An 18402-nucleotide genomic window follows, 5' to 3' on the forward strand; every position below is an offset into this window, starting at 1 on the left:
TTTGAAAACAAGCAAAAGAGTCGCAATCGGCACCCTCTATGCCCTATCTGCAGGTGTGATGTGGGCAATTTCAGGAACTTTAGGACAAATTTTCTTTGAAAACTATCATGGCAATGCTCTTTGGATTACGTCCATGCGACTGGTCATTGCAAGTTTCATTTTGCTATTTGTCAGTTTCAAAAGTGAACCCGAGCGTTTTTTTGACATTTGGAAAGATAAGCGGAATTATCCGACACTATTTTTCTATGCGATTGGTGGCGTGCTATTTGTTCAGCTGACCTATTATCTTTGTATTCAACACTCAAATGTCGCCACGGCAACGGTGATTCAGTTTACAGGCCCTATTTTCATCATGCTCTACATGGCAATTTTCAAAAGAAAGAGCCCGAGCGTTTTGGCACTTCTCTACGTCTTTCTGGCGATGTTCGGCGTGTTTTTGATGATTACGCATGGAAAACTTGACACCATGACCATTACATTTCCCGCTCTCCTCTTCGGCGTTCTCTCAGCCGTTGGAGTTGCGACGTATTCCATTGCCCCGAAAAAGCTACTGCAAAGCTATTCTGCGGTCAATTTGACAGGTTGGGGAATGTTGCTGGCGGGAATTGTGATGAATATCGCTCAGCCACTTTGGCGAGTGGACTTTAAGTTAGAAATCGTAAGTATTTCTCTAGCACTAGGCATTGCCGTGCTTGGCACAGCCATTCCGTTTCTTTTCTCAATGAAATCGGTCACCTACGTCTCAGCACTTGTTTTCAGTGTAGCATCAGCAAGTGAGCCGATTTTCGCAGCGATTTTATCGTTGATTTTATTCCAAAGTCAACTAGATTTCTTAACATTAAGCTCAATGGGCGTGATTATTACAAGTGTATTATTATTGGCAAGAGAGGAGGGAAAGGTGAAATGAGTACAAAAACAAACTACTCACTTGATTTTGACAAACAAGGCGGATTAATTCCAACGATTATTATTGATGATGTAACAAAAGAAGTTCTCATGCTTGCTTATATGAACGAGGAGAGTTTCCAAAAAACACTGGAAACGAAACAAACATGGTTCTATTCGAGAAGTCGCAATGAATTGTGGCACAAAGGAGCTACAAGCGGAGCATTTCAAAACGTGAAAACAATCAAAGCGGATTGTGACTGTGACACGCTTTTGATTAGTGTTGAACAAATCGGTGGTGCGGCTTGCCACACAGGAGCAACAAGCTGTTTTTTCAATGAAATTGAATGAAAATCCTAGGAGGAAAACAAATGATTGACGAATTGTACCAAACCATTTTAAATCGTAAGTCGAATGCAAAAGAAGGAAGTTACACGACTTATCTTTTTGAAAAAGGACTAGACAAAATTTTGAAAAAGGTAGGCGAAGAGGCGACTGAAGTTGTCCTTGCTGCCAAAAACCAAGACAAAGAAGAACTTGCAAACGAAGCTGCCGACCTACTTTTTCACACGCTAGTAGCCTTAGCGGAAGTTGGAGTAACGCCAAGTGATGTGAAAGCAGTGTTGGAGTCTCGTGAGGGAAAACAATCCAACACACGAGACCGTGCGGAGATAACGGAATATTGATTGATGACCACAGGATTATTTCTTGTGGTTGTTTTTCAATAACTCAACTCACACCCTACCGCCTCCAAAATCTCCTCTAATTCTTCGCTTAGTGCCTCATTTGTAATCAATGCCTCAAGTTGTTTGAAATCGGCTAGTTTGAAGAAATGTGAAGTATTTATCTTACTGCTGTCGCAAAGGCAGATCGCTTTTTTGCTGTTTTCAATCATCTTGCGTTTCATCATTGCTTGCCTAGAATCTGCCTCGTAGAGACCATTTTCGTTGATTCCTCGGCAAGAGAAAAAGGCGAGATCCGTGTGAAAATTGGCGACAAATTGATCGCTCAATTCACCAAAAAGGGAGGAAGAATGTTTTTTCAGCTCACCGCCAATGACATAGACGGTCATATTTTCCTCATCGGCTAAAAGAGAGGCGATGTTCAAGCCGTTTGTGATGACAATTAACCCTTGATATTTCCTCAAATGCGGAATAAGGTGGCTAACAGTCGTGCTAGAGTCGAGGAAAATCGCTAAATTGTCCGTCAAGAAAAAACTTGCCAACTCGCAAATATACTTTTTTTCCTCTAAATGCTCACCAGAGCGATAATTGCTCGAAAATTCCACGTTTTGCTCTTTAATTAGCTTGACTACACCATGCTCACGGGCAACAATTCCCACCTGTTCCAGACGAATCAATGCACGTCTCAGCGTTGAAATGCTACAATATAGCTCTTTATGTAGCTCACTTGTTTTCATTACTTTTTTTCTTTGCAAAATTTCTAATAATTTTTTGGTTTGCTCAATATCCATAAAAATTCCTCGCTCTCGTTGAACTATAAATAATCTATATATGAACATATTACACTATAAACCAATGAGAATCCATAATATTTAACGTAAACGTGAACAAATATGAACATTTTGAACGAATAAAGCGAAAGAAAATGAACAATCATCAAGTTTTGTTGACACCGTTTACAAACGGAAAGAAAGTCGGCATAATAGTGTCAAAGGAAAAAAGAATAGCAGGCAAGACGGATAAACGAAGCTTCGGAATTTTAAAAGACCTATATTCTAAAAAGAGTTATATTTAATGCTAAAGGAGACTACAAAAGAAAATGAATGAACAATTGATTAAAGAACAAATTTGCGATGTTTGTAACAAAATGTGGCAAAAAGGCTGGGTGGCAGCCAATGACGGAAATGTATCGGTACGTTTGGAGGACGGGACATTTCTTTGCACACCGACAGGCATTAGTAAAAGTTTTATTACGCCAGATAAATTGCTGAAAATCAATGACCAATGCGAAGTGCTAGAGGGGGCGGAGGGGTATCGTCCGTCAAGTGAAATCAAGATGCACTTGCGTGTGTATAAGGAGCGTGAAGATGTCAATTCAGTTGTTCATGCACATCCACCAGTAGCGACAGCATTTGCTTTGGCACATAAACCACTTGACAGCTATGCGTTGATTGAAAATGCAATTATTATCGGTTCTGTTCCAATTACACCATTTGGCACACCGTCAACAAATGAAGTGCCAGAGGCAATTGCTCCGTATCTTCCAGAGCATGATGTGCTATTATTGGAAAACCATGGTGCTTTAGCAATAGGTAGCGACATTATCACCGCTTATTACCGTATGGAAACATTAGAATTGGTGGCAAATACGACATTTCATGCTAGACTACTCTTAGGTGTGGGCAACGTAGAAGAACAAGAAATCCCACGTGAAACGTTAGAAAGACTTTTCTCTATGCGTGAAGGGTACAAAGTAACAGGAAAACACCCGGGGTATAAGAAATATCATTAATCTCAATAGTAGAAAGAGGAAGAAAATGCAAAAAAACGTACTGGCATTTGATTTAGGAGCCTCATCTGGACGTGCGATTTTAGGTGTTTACAAGGACGAAGATTTTCAAATGGAAGAAATTCATCGTTTTCCAAATGTGCCTGTTGAGCAGGACGGCGTGCTGTATTGGGATTTGCACTATCTTTTTGAGCAGATAAAAAAAGGGCTAGAGCTTGCTTGCGATTTGTGTGAAATTGACAGTCTTGCAATTGATACGTGGGGTGTGGATTTTGGGCTAATTGACGAAGAAGGCAATTGTTTGGGCAAACCAGTTCATTATCGTGACACACGTACGCAAGGAATGTTGAAGGAAGTAGAAACGTTCATTTCTTCCAAAGAACTTTACGAGCGTACAGGCAATCAATTAATGGAAATCAACACACTTTTTCAACTGCTGGCATTGAAACAACAACAGCCAGAATTGCTAGAGAAGACAAAGGATATTCTTTTGATGCCTGATTTGTTCAACTATTTGCTAACAGGAAAAAAGCGTGCAGAAGTAAGTATCGCCTCCACCACTCAAATGTTGAACTCAAAAACGAAAACGTGGGATGTCAAGTTGCTTGAAAAATTGCAAATTCCTACAACGATTTTGCCAGAAATTGTCCAAGAGGGCAATCATCTTGGCAAGGTGAAACGTGAGTTTATCAATCAAGAAGTGGAAGTGCTAAATATCTCCGCTCATGACACGGCAAGTGCGGTGGTGAGCGTGCCAGCACAAGAGCGATTTCTTTTTATCTCGTGTGGCACATGGTCGCTTGTTGGTACAGAACTTGAGCAACCTGTTTTGAGCGAAAAAGCCTATGAATACAATTTTTCAAATGAAACAGGTCAAGGCGGCACGACTAGATTTTTGAAAAACTGTACAGGATTGTGGATTGTTCAGGAGTTAAAACGCAATTTTGAAGAAAGAGGAGAAGAATTTACTTTCTCTGAAATAGCGGAAATGGCTCAACAAGCGGAGGCATTTATTTGTTTGTTTGATACAGATGATGAAATGTTTGCGACACCGGGGGACATGATTGAACGTATTCGTGCGTATGCGAAGAAAACGAATCAAACGTCTCCAAACACACCAGCAGAATTTTTCCGCTCAGCCTATGAGAGTTTGGCGATGAAGTATCGAGGTGTTTTCAACGAAATTAGCGAAGTGACAGGTTTCACGTTTGATACGGTCAATATCGTTGGCGGAGGCTCGCAGGCGAAAATTCTTTGCCAAATGGTCGCAAACGCATCTGGCAAAAAAGTGATAGCAGGTCCAAAAGAGGCAACAGCAATCGGCAATTTAGCCATTCAACTCATGGCTCATGGTGTGTTTGAGGATATTCACAAAATACGTGAGTGGGTAAGCACACTTGAGGAAACGATTGCCTACCAACCAGAAGAAATAGAGAAGTGGGCAGAATTTGGAGTGGTTTATGAGCGTGTGATTGCTTGTGATAAATAAATTTAACAACGGAGGATTTTCAAATGAAAAACTACCCAAAACTCGGGATTCGTCCTACGATTGACGGTCGTCAAGGGGGCGTACGTGAGTCGCTGGAGGAAAAAACAATGGCGATGGCAATCGCCGCAAAGAATTTGATTGAGGAAAATTTACGTTATGCTGACGGCACTCCCGTTCAATGTGTGGTGGCAAGCCGCACGATTGGTGGAAGTGGAGATGCTGGCATTGTGCGAGATGAATTTTCTGGGCAAAATATTATCGGTACACTTTCGGTAACACCGTGTTGGTGCTATGGAACAGAAACGGTAGATATGGATGCAAATACAATCAAAGCAATCTGGGGGTTCAACGGAACAGAACGCCCTGGAGCAGTCTATTTGGCAGCAGCTATGGCTGGTTTTGCACAAAAAGGGTATCCTGCATTCAAAATTTACGGACATGACGTGCAAGATTTGGATGACAATTCTATCCCAGAAGATGTGCAGGAAAAAATCTTGAGCTTTGCCAAAGGTGTATTTGCCGTCGGACAAATGAAAGGGAAAACGTATGTCAATATTGGTGCAAGCTCTATGGGGATTGCAGGAAGTCAAGTTGACAGCAAATTCTTCAATGAATATTTAGGTATGGGGGTAGATTTTGTCGATATGACGGAAATTCTTCGCCGAATTACACTAGGTATTTACGACCCAGAAGAATATGAAAAAGCATACGCTTGGATAAAGGAAAACTGTAAAGAAGGCATAGATATTAATGCTGGGAAGGAATTTCCAGAGATTATTACGAAATCAAAAGTTGTCCCTGCAGATGAAGATTGGTCATTTATCGCCAAACAAGCGTTGATTATTCGTGATATTTTGTATGGAAATGAAAAATTAGCCGAACTTGGTTGGATAGAAGAAAGTCGTGGTAGAAATGCGATTGCAGGAGGGTTCCAAGGGCAAAGACAATGGACAGATTGGTTGCCAAACGGAGATTTCACTGAGGCGATTATGGCATCAACTTTTGACTGGAATGGTGCGAGAAAAGTGACCGCTTTTGCAACGGAAAACGACACGTTAAACGGTGCTTCTATGTTGTTTGGCACTCTGCTTACGAATAAAGCACCAATTTTCTCAGATGTGCGTACTTACTGGAGTCCAGAGGCGGTAAAACGTGTGACAGGGAAAGAATTGAGCGGAAAAGCAAAAGACGGTGTTCTTCATTTGATTAACTCTGGTGCCTCAGCACTTGACGGCAGTGCAGCAGCAAAAGATGAAAATGGCAACGGCACAATGAAAGAATTTTGGAATATGACCGAAGAGGACATTCAAGCGTGTTTGAAAGCGACAGATTGGTGTCGAGCAAACTATGAATATTTCCGTGGTGGCGGATTCTCCTCTCACTTCAAAACGGATGCTGAAATGCCAATTACGATGATTCGCATTAACATGGTGGACGGTGTAGGTCCTACTCTTCAAATTGCCGAAGGCTACACTTGTGTGCTAGAAGAGGATGTGCATACAGCACTTGATGAGCGAACAGATAAGACATGGCCGACTACTTGGTTTGCCCCTCGTTTGGGAGAACAAGGTTTTGAAACAGTCTATGACGTAATGAATCATTGGGGAAGTAACCATGGTGCGAGTGTGCATGGCCACATTGGAGCGGAAATTATCACACTTGCAAGTATGCTCCGTATCCCAGTAGCCCTGCACAATGTACCAAGAGAAAAAATCTTCCGCCCAAGTCTATTTGACGGCTTTGGAACAAAAGATTTAGAGGCAGTAGATTTCAAAGTTTGTGAAACATTTGGCCCATTATATAAGTAAAGAAAAACGAACAAGGAGTAGGGGAAAGTCCCTCTCTTTGTTCCTTTGCAGAAAAAGTTATTCGTTTCACAATCAAAAAACTGTAAATCTGATACAGTAAGAATAAAAAAAGATATTGAAATCGTTTTCTGACAAGAGTAGAATAAAAGAAAAAAACAAAGGAGAGTAAAAAATGCCAAATCGTATAATTTTAAACGAAACATCTTATTTTGGAAAAGGAGCAATTGAAAGTATTGCCCCAGAATTTAACGCACGAGGGTTCAAAAAAGCGGTCGTTGTAACGGATAAAGATTTAATCAAATTTGAAGTAGCAACAAATGTAACAACATTGCTTGACGAAGCTGGTGTAGACTATGAAGTTTACGACGGTATCGTGCCAAATCCTACGATTCAAAACGTAAAAGACGGAGTTGAATTTGTTAAAAATAGTGGAGCAGACTGCATTATCGCAATCGGGGGAGGTTCTCCGATTGATACTGCAAAAGCAATTGGAATTATTGTGACCAATCCAGAGTTTTCAGATGTTATCAGTCTTGAGGGTGTAGCAGCAACGAAAAAACCTTGCTTACCTATTTTGGCTGTACCAACGACTTCTGGAACAGCTGCCGAAGTAACGATTAACTACGTGATTACAGATGAAGAAAATCACCGCAAATTTGTCTGTGTTGACCCACACGACATTCCAATCGTAGCATTTGTTGACAGCGACATGATGATGGGTATGCCAAAATCCCTTGCCGCTGCAACAGGAATGGACGCTATGACTCATGCGATTGAGGGATATATTACGCAAGCTGCATGGGAAATGACGGATATGCTCCACATTAAAGCAATTGAAATTATCGGTCGTTCACTAAGGGATTCTGTAAACGGTGTGCAATCTGCACGTGAAGAAATGGCATTAGGACAATATATCGCAGGCATGGGCTTTTCAAATGTTGGACTTGGTCTTGTGCATGGTATGGCTCACCCACTTTCAGCATGGTACAACATTCCTCACGGAGTAGCGTGTGCTTCTCTTTTGCCAACAATTATGAAGTACAATAAAGATTTTACAGGGGAAAAATATCGTGATATTGCTCGTGTTTTAAACATTGAAAATGCAGATACACTCTCTCTTGAAGACGTGCGTAATGCAGCTTGTAGTGCAATTGATAGCTTGAGTAAGGACGTAGGGATTCCAGCAACGATTTCAGAACTTGGTGTAAAAGCAGAGGACATTCCACAAATCGCCCAAGACGCTTTGCGTGATGTGTGTACTCCGGGAAATCCAAGAGAAACGAACTTGGAAGAAATCATTGAGCTTTACACAAGTTTGATGTAAAATTAGTAGATTTTAATAAAACGTAAAATAATTAGCCAGCTTTTTGTAAAGGAAGTTGGCTTTTTTGTCGTTCATTTTTTAATAGAGTAGTTTTTGTTCGGGATTGTTTTTTTGAATAAATTGTGAAAATCGAACTTTGATATTTTTAGGGGGGAAATAAAAAGAACGTACAAATTTAAGGAAATAGAAGCACCGAGCGGATATATGCTTGAAGCCTCAAGCGAAATCGTAGCAGAAATTCCACTTGATGTCACAAAAGAAATCATGCTCCATTTGCCAAATAAAAATGGAGAAGAAGAAAATGTTTCACAGGAAAAAGCCATTTACTACAACAAACAACGAGGCAATCTCCCAAATACAAACGGTGTGGAGCAAAAAGTTTCACGAAATCTTTTGCCAAGCACGAATGAAATTATGAGGATTGGTTGGTGTTTGGTGGGGACGGTTCTTGTGGGGGTGTTTTTCTTGGTGAGACGAAAGAAAAAGAGGGAAGGCGACTATATATAAAGTTTCATGTAACGGGTGATAAAAAACATGATTTTAACTCGTTTGAGTGTTAAAATAGGATAGGAAATGATAAGTAACTCTTGTCATATGAAACAGATAACGAATAAAAGTTTTCTAAAAATGTGCAGTGCAAAAAAGTTTTAGAGAGCTTTAAAGAAAGAAGTTGAAAACATGAAATTCAAACGTGTTCACCTAGTAGTAATGGACTCTGTTGGCATTGGTGCAGCTCCTGATGCGGCTCAATTTTTCAATCATGACGTAGACGACACGAACAGTGATACGCTCGGTCATATCGCAGAAACCGCAGGGTTGACAGTGCCAAATATGGAACAACTTGGTCTTGGAATGATTCCACGTGAAGTTGCTCTCAAAGGGGTGGCGAAAATTGAAAACCACCAAGGTTATGCGACCAAGCTAGAGGAAATCTCAAGAGGAAAAGACACTATGACAGGGCATTGGGAAATTATGGGCTTGAACATTCAAACGCCTTTCCAAGTGTTTCCAGACGGTTTTCCAGAGGAATTGCTCCAAAAAATCGAGGACTTTTCAGGGAGAAAAATTATTCGTGAGGCAAACAAGCCCTACTCAGGCACGCAAGTGATAGCTGATTTCGGTCAACGGCAGGTGGAGAGTGGAGAGTTGATTGTCTACACTTCTGCTGACCCTGTCTTGCAAATTGCCGCACATGAGGAAGTGATTCCGCTTGAGGAATTGTATAAAATTTGTGAGTATGTCCGCAAGATTACGCTAGAGGCTCCGTACATGATTGGGCGAATCATTGCTCGACCGTTTATCACGGAAAATGGCGAGTTTACACGTACTGCTGGGCGACATGATTACGCACTTTCGCCATTTGGGAAAACGGTAATGGACTCACTTGTAGAACAGAATGTTGATGTTTATTCTGTTGGAAAAATTCATGATATTTTCAACGGTCAAGGCATTAATCATGACATGGGGCATACGGCGAGCAATATGGCAGGCGTTGACCGTTTGCTTGAAACAATTCAATTGCCTGAGTTTGAAAAAGGGTTTAGTTTTACCAATTTAGTAGATTTTGATGCGTTGTTTGGGCATAGACGTGATGTGAAAGGTTACGCAAATGCAATTGAGGAATTTGATGCTCGCTTGCCAGAGATTATGCGTGCAATGAAGGATGATGATCTCTTGATGATTACAGCAGATCATGGAAATGATCCGACGTACGCAGGAAGTGACCACACACGAGAATATGTGCCACTTTTGGTCTACTCAAAATCATTCAAAGAAAGTGGCGAATTGCCAGTTGGTCACTATGCTGATATTAGTGCAACAATTGCAGAAAACTTTGAAGTGGCGGCAACGGAAAACGGAAAAAGCTTTTTAGCGAGCTTGAAATAATGGAGGACGTTATGAACGATTTACATGAAAAATTACTCGAAACAACGAAATATTTGCGTGAGCAAGGAGTAGAAGAAGTTGATTTTGCCCTTATTTTAGGAAGTGGATTAGGTGAGTTGGCAGAAGAAATTGAACACGCAATAATCATCAAATATGACGGGATTCCCAATTTTCCAACGTCGACAGTTGCAGGTCATGCAGGGCAACTTGTATATGGTGAGCTTTCTGGCAAGAAAGTTTTGGCAATGCAAGGACGTTTCCATTTTTACGAAGGGTATCCGATGACCTCGGTTACTTTCCCAGTGCGTGTGTTTGCAACACTTGGTGTGGAGAGCGTTTTGGTGACGAATGCAGCAGGCGGGGTGAATGTAGAATTTACAGCAGGAGATTTAATGCTTATTACTGATCATCTGAATTTCATGGGAACAAATCCTTTGATTGGACCAAATGATGAAAAAATCGGACCACGTTTCCCAGATATGAGCCAAGCCTATGATGCAGAATATATGGAGACAACTCGCAAAGTCGCAACAGATTTAAATATTCCTTTGCAAGAAGGAGTATATATGGGGCTTACTGGTCCGACGTATGAAACACCAGCAGAAATTCGCATGGCACGTACACTTGGAGCGAGTGCGGTCGGTATGTCAACCGTACCAGAAGTAATCGTTGCTCGCCATTCAGGAATGAGAGTGCTAGGGATTTCTTGCATTACGAACCTAGCTGCTGGAATGCAATCTTCTCTCAATCACGAAGAAGTAGTAGAAACAACAGAACGTGTCAAAGAAACATTCAAAATGCTTGTGAAAGAAGTGTTAAAAGCTATTTAACAATAAAAAAGTAAGTATATGTATAAGGAGAAGGAGAATTATGAGTATTCACATTGAAGCCAAAAAAGGCGAAATTGCAGACAAAATTTTATTACCGGGAGATCCATTGCGTGCAAAATTTATCGCAGAAAACTTTTTGGATAATCCTGTTCAATTCAATAATGTGCGTGGAATGTTAGGATTTACTGGCACGTACAAAGGGGAGAAGGTATCCGTCATGGGAACAGGTATGGGTATGCCGTCCATTTCTATTTACGCAACGGAGCTTATCAAAGAATATGGCGTAAGAAAATTGATTCGTGTAGGAACAGCGGGAAGTTTAAACGAAAAAGTGAACGTTCGTGATTTAGTTATGGCACAAAGTTGTGCTACGACAAGTCGCATTATCCAAAACGACTGGCGACACGCTGACGTTCCAGCAACGAGCGATTGGGAATTGCTTTACAAAGCCTACAATATCGCAAAAGCACATGATTTCCCAACACACGTGGGACCTGTTCTTTCGGCTGATTTATTTTACAGCGACTTTTTCGAGGACAATCTCATGCTCGGTCAAGAAGGTGTACTTGCCGTAGAAATGGAAGCAGCTGCTCTCTACTACTTGGCGAAAAAATACCATGTGCAAGCCTTAGCAATTATGACCATTTCAGATTCTCTCGTAACAAGCGAAGAAACCACAGCCGAAGAACGTCAAACTTCATTTAAAGACATGATGTTAGTTGGTTTAGAAACGTTAATTGCAGAATAAAGATACTTACAAACGAATTGCTGATGACTTTTGGCAATTCGTTTTTTTAGAGGTGCCGTATATACTTTTGACCAATTCACGAAAAAAAGGCACGTGCTGAATTTCGTTCATTATAATGGAAAGTCTTCGTTTGAATAGTTGAACAATATATGATACAACAATGACAAAGGTATGAGAGGTGGTGTGACGACATGGAAGCAGTTGTTTATTCAAATTTTCGCAATAAAATGAAGGCTTATTTTCGTCAAGTGAATGAAAATATGGAACCTTTGATCGTTGTGAATAAAAACCCAGACGAAAATGTTGTTGTCGTATCAAAGGCGGAATGGGATTCGTTGCAAGAAACACTTTATGTCATGAGTAATCCGTATTTGTCAGATAAGATTATGAAAGGTATGGAACAAGTTCGCCTTGGGAAAACAGCAAATCACGATTTGATTGAGGTTGAAGATGAATAAAAGTTTCACAAAAGAAGCATGTGAAGAGTATCTTTACTGGCAAACACAAGACAAAAAGACATTGAAGAAAATCAATAGATTAATCAACGACATTGCAAGAAACCCTTTCGAAGGAATCGGGAAACCAGAGCCATTGAAACACATTTATCAAGGGGCATGGTCAAGAAGAATTGATGAGAAAAATAGAATGGTGTATATGTTCGATGAAAGAACTATTTATTTAATCTCTTTAAAAGACCACTACGAGTAATTTATATGTAGTGGTCTTTTAGAGCTATCCGCTATTTTTCTGAAAATTCATCCTTCAACCGTATGTGAAGTTCAGTCCAAAGACTGATGAGAAAATGGCAAACTATGGTATTCTATAAAAGTGGTTAATTAAGAAATGTTCTAAAAACTCCTGTTAAGAAAAAATAGTAATTTTGGATAAGCGTGAATTTTTAGAGATACTCTTAGGTTTAGCTAAGGAAAATAAAAAAAGAAGGAGAAACAAAATGACGTATGCAATCGAAACAAAAGCTGTAACCAAACAATATGGTACAAAAGAAGCGAAATTTATGGCACTCAAAGGTGTTGATATTGCAATTGAAAAAGGAGAAAGTGTTGCAATTATTGGGAAAAGTGGTTCAGGGAAATCAACGCTTATGCACATTCTTTCACTAATGGACAAGCAAACAGGAGGAAGTGTTCTTTTAAATGGTGAGGACGTGAGCAATTTCAAAGGGAAAAAGCTCGACACTCTTAGAAATGATAGTTTTGGCTTTGTTTTCCAACAATTTTTCTTAAATGCAAGAGAAACAGTGCTTGAAAACGTTGCTTTGCCACTAAAAATCGCAGGAGTGAAAAAAGCGGAGCGTACTCGAAAAGCAATGGATGCCTTGCGTGCCGTAGAATTGGACGATAAAGCAAAAAATAAAGGGAAAGACTTATCAGGTGGGCAAAAACAACGTGTGTGTATTGCACGTGCATTGGTGAACAATCCAGATATTATTTTTGCCGACGAACCAACTGGAAATCTAGATTCTGTCACAGGTGAAAAAGTAGAGCAAATGCTCTTTGATTTGAACCGAAATCAAGGAATTACTTTAATTATCGTAACGCATGACAACGAATTGGCTGAGAAATGTGACCGTCAAATTTTCATCAAAGACGGAGAAGTCGTAGGAAGTGGGGAAGTAAAATGAAACTAACAGATATTTTAAGTACAGCAGTAAGCAATCTATGGAGAAATAAAGTTCGTACAATTTTAACAGTGTTAGCCGTCTTTATCGGATCGTTTACCATTGCGTTGACCGAAGGGATCAATATCGGGGTGAATGAGTTTATTAACACGCAAGTTGGGGGTATTGGAGCGAAAGACTTGATTCAAGTCATGGCAAAACAAGAAGGATTAGACCCAACTCAAGAAGGACCAAACAAATACAACCCTGAAAGTGGGAAAAGTGATTTTATGGGCAATTCTGTTGTGCAGTTGAACGAAAAAGACATTAAAAAACTAGAAAAAATCAAAGGTGTCAAACGTGTTGAAACATCAACAGATGCTGCATTCGAGTATATCGAAGGAAATAACGGCGAGAAATATGAAATTTCTGTAACGACTGTTTTACCAAGTTTAAACACGAAAATGATTGCAGGGAAAAAAGTGGATTACAAAGCCAAAGAGAATCAAATTTCATTTGACGAGGACTATGTAAAGGCACTTGGTTATAAAAATGCCAAAGATGCAATCGGAGAAAAAGTCACATTTGAGGCAAAATCTGCAACAGGTGAAGTAAAAGAGTTCATTGCGACAGTTGTTGGTGTGCAAGAGAAAAATTCCTTGGTAGGTGGGAGTTCTTATATTAATGAGAAATTTTCAAAAGACGTGATTGAGTTTAACCAAAAAGGAATGCCTGAGGCGATGAAGACAGGTTCTCCAGCGTTGTTAGTTGTAGCGAAAAGTGTAGATGAGACAGAAGAAGTGAAAGAAAAAATCGAAAAAGCAGGCTATATCGCTATGACGTTTGACGACCAAATCAAATCAATCTTAATTTTTGTGAATGCAATAACAACAGGGTTAATCTTGTTCGGTGTAATTGCGTTAATTGCAGCGACATTCGGGATTGTCAACACTCTATTCATGTCCGTACAAGAGCGTACACGTGAAATTGGCTTGATGAAAGCATTAGGTTTGAGCAAAGGGAAAGTATTTTCAATCTTTAGCTGGGAAGCAAGTTTGATTGGTTTCTTCGGTTCAGCACTAGGACTTCTTGGAGCAATGGGAATGGGGTCAATTATTAACACACTTGCAGGCGATACGTTCTTAAAAGACTTGCCGCAATTAACGTTGATTCAATTCCAAATTATACCAAGCGTTGTCATTATTGCTTTAATCATGTTCATCGCATTCCTTGCAGGAGCATTGCCAGCAAGAAGAGCAGCAAAACTTGATCCGATTGAAGCATTGCGTTCAGAATAAAAATAGGGGCTACTATTGAAAAGTAGTAGCCTCAAATTATATGGGGGAAAATAAATGAGAGGAATACGTGGGATAGTTTTAGTTTTATTTCTTCTTTGGTTTTTTGTAGCATGGTTCGTTGTCGGCATGGAGGGAATGCTGACTTGCTGGGAAGTGCCGGTTGCATTTGTTGCAGTAATTGTAGGTTTTGCAATGTGGAAATTCACACACTTGCTCCAAAATAAATGAGCTAAGTCTTGAAAAAAGAAGCAAAAGTCGGTAAAATGAAGTAGAAATTGTGTCTAAATGAAAGGATTTAACAATGACTGAAAAATATGCCGATTCTCGCCTGAAGATTTTTTCTTTAAATTCCAATCGATCACTCGCAGAAAAAATCGCAAAAGAAGTGGGAGTAGAACTTGGAAAATGTAGTGTTACCCAGTTTAGCGACGGAGAAATTCAAATCAATATTGAGGAAAGTGTACGTGGTTGTCATGTCTATGTCGTGCAATCGACTTCAAGTCCAGTCAATGATCATTTGATGGAGCTTTTGATTATGATTGATGCATTGAAACGTGCCAGTGCTGCGACGATTAATGTGGTAATGCCTTATTACGGATATGCTCGCCAAGATAGAAAAGCACGAGCAAGAGAGCCAATTACTTCTAAGTTAGTAGCGAATATGCTCTCAATTGCAGGTGCGACACGTTTGTTGACGCTTGATTTGCACGCTGCACAGATTCAAGGATTTTTCGACATTCCAGTGGATCATTTGATGGGTGCTCCGCTCATTGCAGATTATTTCCTATCTCAAGGACTTTCTGGCGATGATGTGGTGGTAGTTTCACCAGACCACGGTGGCGTAACACGTGCAAGAAAACTTGCAGAAATCTTGAAAACACCGATTGCCATTATTGACAAACGTCGTCCAAAGGCGAACGTTGCCGAAGTAATGAACATTATCGGAAGTGTTGACGGGAAAAAATGTGTGTTGATTGATGACATGATTGACACGGCAGGCACGATTGCTTTAGCAGCAAATGCGTTGCGTGAAAAAGGAGCGACTGAAATTTACGCTTCATGTACGCACCCTGTCCTTTCTGGACCAGCAATGGAACGTATTGAAAACTCGGCAATTACAAAACTTGTTATCACCGATTCCATTTTCTTACCAGAAGAAAAAAGAATTAGCAAACTTGCAGAAGTATCAGTCGGCGAGTTAATGGGCGAGGCGATTAAAAGAATTCATGAGCATAAGCCGGTTTCGCCGTTGTTTGAGACGAAATAAAAGGAAATTATCGCAGGGTATATTTTTTATCCTGCGTTTTTACAGTGTTAATAGTACGAAAAAAGAAAGGAAACTCACAGATGGAAACTAATGTTAAAAAAATAGAGTAAAAATTTTTGATGTTTCTTCTGTTTTTTCCTTTTAATCAATTTAGTCTTGTTTTATAATGATAATATGTAAATATATTGGTGGGTTTGTGCAAGAGGGAACTATATGTTTTTTTGAGCTTGAAGCATTGCTAGTGGGGTAGCGTAAAAAACTATGAAAAAAAGGAGCTAAGAATTATGTTTGGTAGAAGTAAAAAGAAATCGAGATTTGCTGAGCTAGAGGAACTAGATGAATTTGATTTGTTGGATGAGGAATTGGATGAGTTAGATGACGAGGAGCTGGATGAGTTATTTGAAAAGACGAAACCAGCTACTAAGAAAAAAGAAGGAAAAATACTTCCTTTTTTACCAAATAAAGAAACGGTAAAAGAAAGTCCAAAAGTAACTTCAACAGTCGAAGCAGCAAAGAAAGAGGAAGAGAAGAAGGAGGATTTTCAAAAGAAATACGAACAAGAACGTCAACTAAAAGAGAATCTTGAGCTAGAGAAAAATGCACTTCAAGAAAGAGTAGAGAAGTTGCAAACAGACCTATCAGCTGTTAGTGCAAATGAAGAGGCGACCTCTCAGTTAAAAGATTTGAGACAAGAAAATGAGCAACTACAATCACAAATAAAATTGCTCAAGGAAACGAATGAAAATACTAGCAGTTTAGAATTGAACAATCTAAAGGCAGAAAACGAAAAATTGAAGAACGCTTGGAAAGCTGCCGAAATGCGTGTTCAAGCATTAGAACAAGGGCAGCATACTCAGCAAGAGATGCCAGCAGGGATTGCGACTTTACTTGAAAAGATCGAAGTGATGGAAAGGCAATTAATCTTCAACGAAAAACTTACCGAGGAATTAACCGAGCAGAAAGTTCATGCAGAAGAAATTGTGCATAGAACAAAAGAACAGGCAGACCGTATGCTTATTTTGGCACGGCAGAAAGCATTGCAAATTCTTTCGGGAGAAAATGAAACTTGAGAAAAATAAATAGAAATAAGAAGGAAAATAGGATGACACGAAGGAATGCGATAACAAATGAAATAGACAATTTTTTTAATGAAGTACATGAAGCAGAAATCGAAGTATTGCAAAGCGAAATTAAATCTTTAAAAGCTCAACTGAGTGAAAAAGGTAGTAGTCAAGCAACGCCTATTTCACCTAAGGTCTTGAACATTGTTTCAAGAGAAAGAGAGCTAGAAAATCGTGTAAAAGCACTTGAGGAGGAAAATAGACGCTTGAGAATGCAAATGCAGCTGCCTAAAATTTCTGCAGAACCTGCGGAAAAGGAACAAATTGCAGATGTTCTCTTACTTGCACAGGCACAAGCAAGAGAAATTCAAAGGAGAGCTGAAATAGAAGCTGAGCAAATGAAACGTTCTGCACAAGCTCGCATATTAGAGTTGCAAAAAGAAGGGGATGTACTCCATGCAAAACTAAGCACGCTTCTCCATGAAAACAATGAGACATTAAAAAAATTAATAAGTAAATCAGAAAATTGGCAGTAGGCTATAAGTCAAGTAAAGGAGCAATTAGAATGGGAATGAAAAATAAGCTAAAGCGATATTTAAAGGTTGTTTTGATATTTGCTTTAGCATTGGGGGTATCAGGAAATTTTCGCCGAGTGTTTGCAGCAGATAAAACAGGTGCGATTACGGGGACAGGTTTTACGTATGAGTTAGTATTTCCAGAAAATCAAACAGGCTCATACGGGTACTATGATTTGAAAATGGCACCTGATCAAAAACAGGAATTGACAATAAAGTTAAACAATCCATATCCTGAAGAAATCAAGGTGGATGTAATCATTGATAGTGCAAAAACAGGAAGCAACGGAGTAATTGATTATAACAGAAATACTCTAGCAGTTGACAAGAGTTTGAAACACAATATTAAAGATATTGTCAAGGCGGAAAAAACAGTTACTATTCCACCGAAATCAAAAATTGATCTTCCTATAAAAATTACCATGCCTAAGGTAGAATTTGACGGAGTATTGCTAGGAAGTATTTATATGGAACGTCAAACTACTCAAAAGGAAAAGGAACAACAGACAGGCTCTGTTAGAAATATATATTCCTATTCTGTTGGACTCTTATTGCGTGAAAATGACAAAAAAACCGAAAAGAAACTTGAGTTGAATGGTGTCAAGGCAGGGCTTGACAACTATCGCAATTCTGTTATTTTGAGTTTTTCAAATGTGCAACCTGAAATTTTACCAAAACTTTCGATTGAAGCTGAGGTAATGAAAAAAGGGAGTAAAGAAGTGCTTTGGGATACAAGGAAAACAGATATGCGTATGGCACCGAATAGTTTGCTGAACTTCCCAGTCAGTATGCAAGGTGAGGCGATGACCGCAGGGAAATATACTGCTCATATCATCGCTCGAAGCGAGGACAAGAAGTGGGAGTGGAACGAGGATTTTGAGATTACGCAAGAGCAGGCTGAAAAATACAATCAAGAAGACGTTGGTTTGATTCAAGAGCGTGGTTTGGATTGGAAGTTGATTGTGATTATTGTTGTAGCAATTCTTCTATTGTTCCTATTGATTTTCTTAGTTATCCGCAGAAGACGGAAAAAGGAGGAAGAAGAAAAACGTGAGGAGCTATTACGCCGTAAAAAAGCATTGCTAAAAAGAAAACGTGCATTAGAAGCACAAAAAAATCAAGAAAATGAATAATGAGCTA

The 18402-nt window shown here is 39.6% G+C and carries 21 protein-coding genes; 20 read left to right on the forward strand and 1 reads right to left on the reverse strand.

Annotated elements, in window-relative coordinates; genetic code table 11:
• The first annotated feature begins 1 nt into the window (after position 1).
• From B5D30_RS03770 to hisE, 3 genes are read left to right on the forward strand one after another with little or no spacing between them, the layout of a single operon-like run.
• On the forward strand, positions 2-907 hold the full coding sequence (locus tag B5D30_RS03770; RefSeq protein ID WP_200806708.1) for an EamA family transporter: 906 nt from the start codon (positions 2-4) through the stop codon (positions 905-907).
• Complete coding sequence (hisI, locus tag B5D30_RS03775; protein WP_078806713.1) at positions 904-1236, forward strand: phosphoribosyl-AMP cyclohydrolase; 333 nt, start codon at positions 904-906, stop codon at positions 1234-1236. Before B5D30_RS03770 ends, hisI begins: the two co-directional genes overlap by 4 nt.
• 20 nt (positions 1237-1256) lie before the next feature.
• The gene (gene hisE, locus B5D30_RS03780) at positions 1257-1571 is read left to right on the forward strand and encodes a phosphoribosyl-ATP diphosphatase (protein ID WP_078806744.1); all 315 of its coding nucleotides are present in this window, start codon (positions 1257-1259) and stop codon (positions 1569-1571) included.
• Positions 1572-1606: 35 nt separating this feature from the next.
• Here the strand turns inward: hisE and B5D30_RS03785 are convergent, their stop codons facing one another.
• Complete coding sequence (locus tag B5D30_RS03785) at positions 1607-2359, reverse strand: DeoR/GlpR family DNA-binding transcription regulator (protein WP_159443192.1); 753 nt, start codon at positions 2357-2359, stop codon at positions 1607-1609.
• 308 nt (positions 2360-2667) lie between these two features.
• Here B5D30_RS03785 and B5D30_RS03790 point away from each other — a divergent pair, with 308 nt between their 5' ends.
• From B5D30_RS03790 to B5D30_RS03865, 17 genes are all read left to right on the forward strand, one after another.
• Positions 2668-3360 carry a class II aldolase/adducin family protein gene (locus tag B5D30_RS03790; protein ID WP_078806715.1) on the forward strand — a complete coding sequence of 231 codons (693 nt, stop codon included), beginning with the start codon at positions 2668-2670 and terminating at the stop codon, positions 3358-3360.
• A gap of 25 nt (positions 3361-3385) precedes the next feature.
• The gene (locus B5D30_RS03795) at positions 3386-4846 is read left to right on the forward strand and encodes a rhamnulokinase (RefSeq protein WP_078806716.1); all 1461 of its coding nucleotides are present in this window, start codon (positions 3386-3388) and stop codon (positions 4844-4846) included.
• Between the two features lie 23 nt (positions 4847-4869).
• The gene (locus B5D30_RS03800) at positions 4870-6654 is read left to right on the forward strand and encodes an L-fucose isomerase (protein ID WP_078806717.1); all 1785 of its coding nucleotides are present in this window, start codon (positions 4870-4872) and stop codon (positions 6652-6654) included.
• Positions 6655-6826: 172 nt separating this feature from the next.
• Positions 6827-7978, forward strand: coding sequence for a lactaldehyde reductase (fucO, locus tag B5D30_RS03805; RefSeq protein WP_078806718.1), 1152 nt, complete (start codon positions 6827-6829; stop codon positions 7976-7978).
• A 204-nt stretch (positions 7979-8182) separates the two neighbouring features.
• Positions 8183-8485 (forward strand): LPXTG cell wall anchor domain-containing protein, encoded by a 303-nt coding sequence (locus tag B5D30_RS03810; RefSeq protein WP_078806719.1) that lies wholly within the window; start codon positions 8183-8185, stop codon positions 8483-8485.
• A 171-nt stretch (positions 8486-8656) separates the two neighbouring features.
• Positions 8657-9865, forward strand: a complete 1209-nt coding sequence (locus B5D30_RS03815) for a phosphopentomutase (RefSeq protein WP_078806720.1) — start codon at positions 8657-8659, stop codon at positions 9863-9865.
• An 11-nt stretch (positions 9866-9876) separates the two neighbouring features.
• Positions 9877-10695, forward strand: coding sequence for a purine-nucleoside phosphorylase (locus B5D30_RS03820; RefSeq protein WP_078806721.1), 819 nt, complete (start codon positions 9877-9879; stop codon positions 10693-10695).
• Positions 10696-10735: 40 nt separating this feature from the next.
• The gene (deoD, locus tag B5D30_RS03825) at positions 10736-11443 is read left to right on the forward strand and encodes a purine-nucleoside phosphorylase (protein WP_078806722.1); all 708 of its coding nucleotides are present in this window, start codon (positions 10736-10738) and stop codon (positions 11441-11443) included.
• Between the two features lie 191 nt (positions 11444-11634).
• Entirely contained in the window at positions 11635-11901 is a 267-nt protein-coding gene (locus B5D30_RS03830) for a type II toxin-antitoxin system Phd/YefM family antitoxin (protein ID WP_078806723.1), read from the forward strand.
• Positions 11894-12151 carry a Txe/YoeB family addiction module toxin gene (locus tag B5D30_RS03835; RefSeq protein WP_078806724.1) on the forward strand — a complete coding sequence of 86 codons (258 nt, stop codon included), beginning with the start codon at positions 11894-11896 and terminating at the stop codon, positions 12149-12151. Before B5D30_RS03830 ends, B5D30_RS03835 begins: the two co-directional genes overlap by 8 nt.
• 244 nt (positions 12152-12395) lie before the next feature.
• A complete protein-coding gene (locus B5D30_RS03840; RefSeq protein WP_078806725.1) occupies positions 12396-13085 on the forward strand; it encodes an ABC transporter ATP-binding protein in 690 nt (229 codons plus the stop codon).
• Positions 13082-14359, forward strand: a complete 1278-nt coding sequence (locus tag B5D30_RS03845; RefSeq protein WP_078806726.1) for an ABC transporter permease — start codon at positions 13082-13084, stop codon at positions 14357-14359. Before B5D30_RS03840 ends, B5D30_RS03845 begins: the two co-directional genes overlap by 4 nt.
• A gap of 54 nt (positions 14360-14413) precedes the next feature.
• Positions 14414-14587, forward strand: coding sequence for a hypothetical protein (locus tag B5D30_RS13465; RefSeq protein ID WP_159443193.1), 174 nt, complete (start codon positions 14414-14416; stop codon positions 14585-14587).
• A 73-nt stretch (positions 14588-14660) separates the two neighbouring features.
• Entirely contained in the window at positions 14661-15626 is a 966-nt protein-coding gene (locus B5D30_RS03850) for a ribose-phosphate diphosphokinase (RefSeq protein ID WP_078806727.1), read from the forward strand.
• A gap of 284 nt (positions 15627-15910) precedes the next feature.
• Entirely contained in the window at positions 15911-16696 is a 786-nt protein-coding gene (locus tag B5D30_RS03855; protein ID WP_078806728.1) for a hypothetical protein, read from the forward strand.
• On the forward strand, positions 16693-17223 hold the full coding sequence (locus B5D30_RS03860; protein WP_144399473.1) for an MreC domain-containing protein: 531 nt from the start codon (positions 16693-16695) through the stop codon (positions 17221-17223). The genes B5D30_RS03855 and B5D30_RS03860 overlap by 4 nt, the downstream gene beginning before the upstream one ends.
• A gap of 29 nt (positions 17224-17252) precedes the next feature.
• A complete protein-coding gene (locus tag B5D30_RS03865; protein ID WP_078806730.1) occupies positions 17253-18395 on the forward strand; it encodes a WxLIP family cell surface protein in 1143 nt (380 codons plus the stop codon).
• Positions 18396-18402 lie beyond the last annotated feature (7 nt).

Origin of the sequence: Pilibacter termitis, assembly GCF_900167335.1 — a bacterium.
GTDB lineage: Bacteria > Bacillota > Bacilli > Lactobacillales > Streptococcaceae > Pilibacter > Pilibacter termitis.

Bases quoted from the DNA above. Each gene is read 5' to 3' on its own strand.
- B5D30_RS13465 (WP_159443193.1), top strand. From the start codon at position 14,414: ATGAGAGGAATACGTGGGATAGTTTTAGTTTTATTTCTTCTTTGGTTT.
- B5D30_RS03865 (WP_078806730.1), top strand. From the start codon at position 17,253: ATGGGAATGAAAAATAAGCTAAAGCGATATTTAAAGGTTGTTTTGATA.
- B5D30_RS03815 (WP_078806720.1), top strand. From the start codon at position 8,657: ATGAAATTCAAACGTGTTCACCTAGTAGTAATGGACTCTGTTGGCATT.
- B5D30_RS03845 (WP_078806726.1), top strand. From the start codon at position 13,082: ATGAAACTAACAGATATTTTAAGTACAGCAGTAAGCAATCTATGGAGA.
- hisE (WP_078806744.1), top strand. From the start codon at position 1,257: ATGATTGACGAATTGTACCAAACCATTTTAAATCGTAAGTCGAATGCA.
- B5D30_RS03810 (WP_078806719.1), top strand. From the start codon at position 8,183: ATGCTTGAAGCCTCAAGCGAAATCGTAGCAGAAATTCCACTTGATGTC.
- B5D30_RS03830 (WP_078806723.1), top strand. From the start codon at position 11,635: ATGGAAGCAGTTGTTTATTCAAATTTTCGCAATAAAATGAAGGCTTAT.
- B5D30_RS03840 (WP_078806725.1), top strand. From the start codon at position 12,396: ATGACGTATGCAATCGAAACAAAAGCTGTAACCAAACAATATGGTACA.
- B5D30_RS03795 (WP_078806716.1), top strand. From the start codon at position 3,386: ATGCAAAAAAACGTACTGGCATTTGATTTAGGAGCCTCATCTGGACGT.
- fucO (WP_078806718.1), top strand. From the start codon at position 6,827: ATGCCAAATCGTATAATTTTAAACGAAACATCTTATTTTGGAAAAGGA.
- B5D30_RS03790 (WP_078806715.1), top strand. From the start codon at position 2,668: ATGAATGAACAATTGATTAAAGAACAAATTTGCGATGTTTGTAACAAA.
- deoD (WP_078806722.1), top strand. From the start codon at position 10,736: ATGAGTATTCACATTGAAGCCAAAAAAGGCGAAATTGCAGACAAAATT.
- B5D30_RS03850 (WP_078806727.1), top strand. From the start codon at position 14,661: ATGACTGAAAAATATGCCGATTCTCGCCTGAAGATTTTTTCTTTAAAT.
- hisI (WP_078806713.1), top strand. From the start codon at position 904: ATGAGTACAAAAACAAACTACTCACTTGATTTTGACAAACAAGGCGGA.
- B5D30_RS03820 (WP_078806721.1), top strand. From the start codon at position 9,877: ATGAACGATTTACATGAAAAATTACTCGAAACAACGAAATATTTGCGT.
- B5D30_RS03855 (WP_078806728.1), top strand. From the start codon at position 15,911: ATGTTTGGTAGAAGTAAAAAGAAATCGAGATTTGCTGAGCTAGAGGAA.
- B5D30_RS03835 (WP_078806724.1), top strand. From the start codon at position 11,894: ATGAATAAAAGTTTCACAAAAGAAGCATGTGAAGAGTATCTTTACTGG.
- B5D30_RS03800 (WP_078806717.1), top strand. From the start codon at position 4,870: ATGAAAAACTACCCAAAACTCGGGATTCGTCCTACGATTGACGGTCGT.
- B5D30_RS03785 (WP_159443192.1), bottom strand. From the start codon at position 2,359: ATGGATATTGAGCAAACCAAAAAATTATTAGAAATTTTGCAAAGAAAA.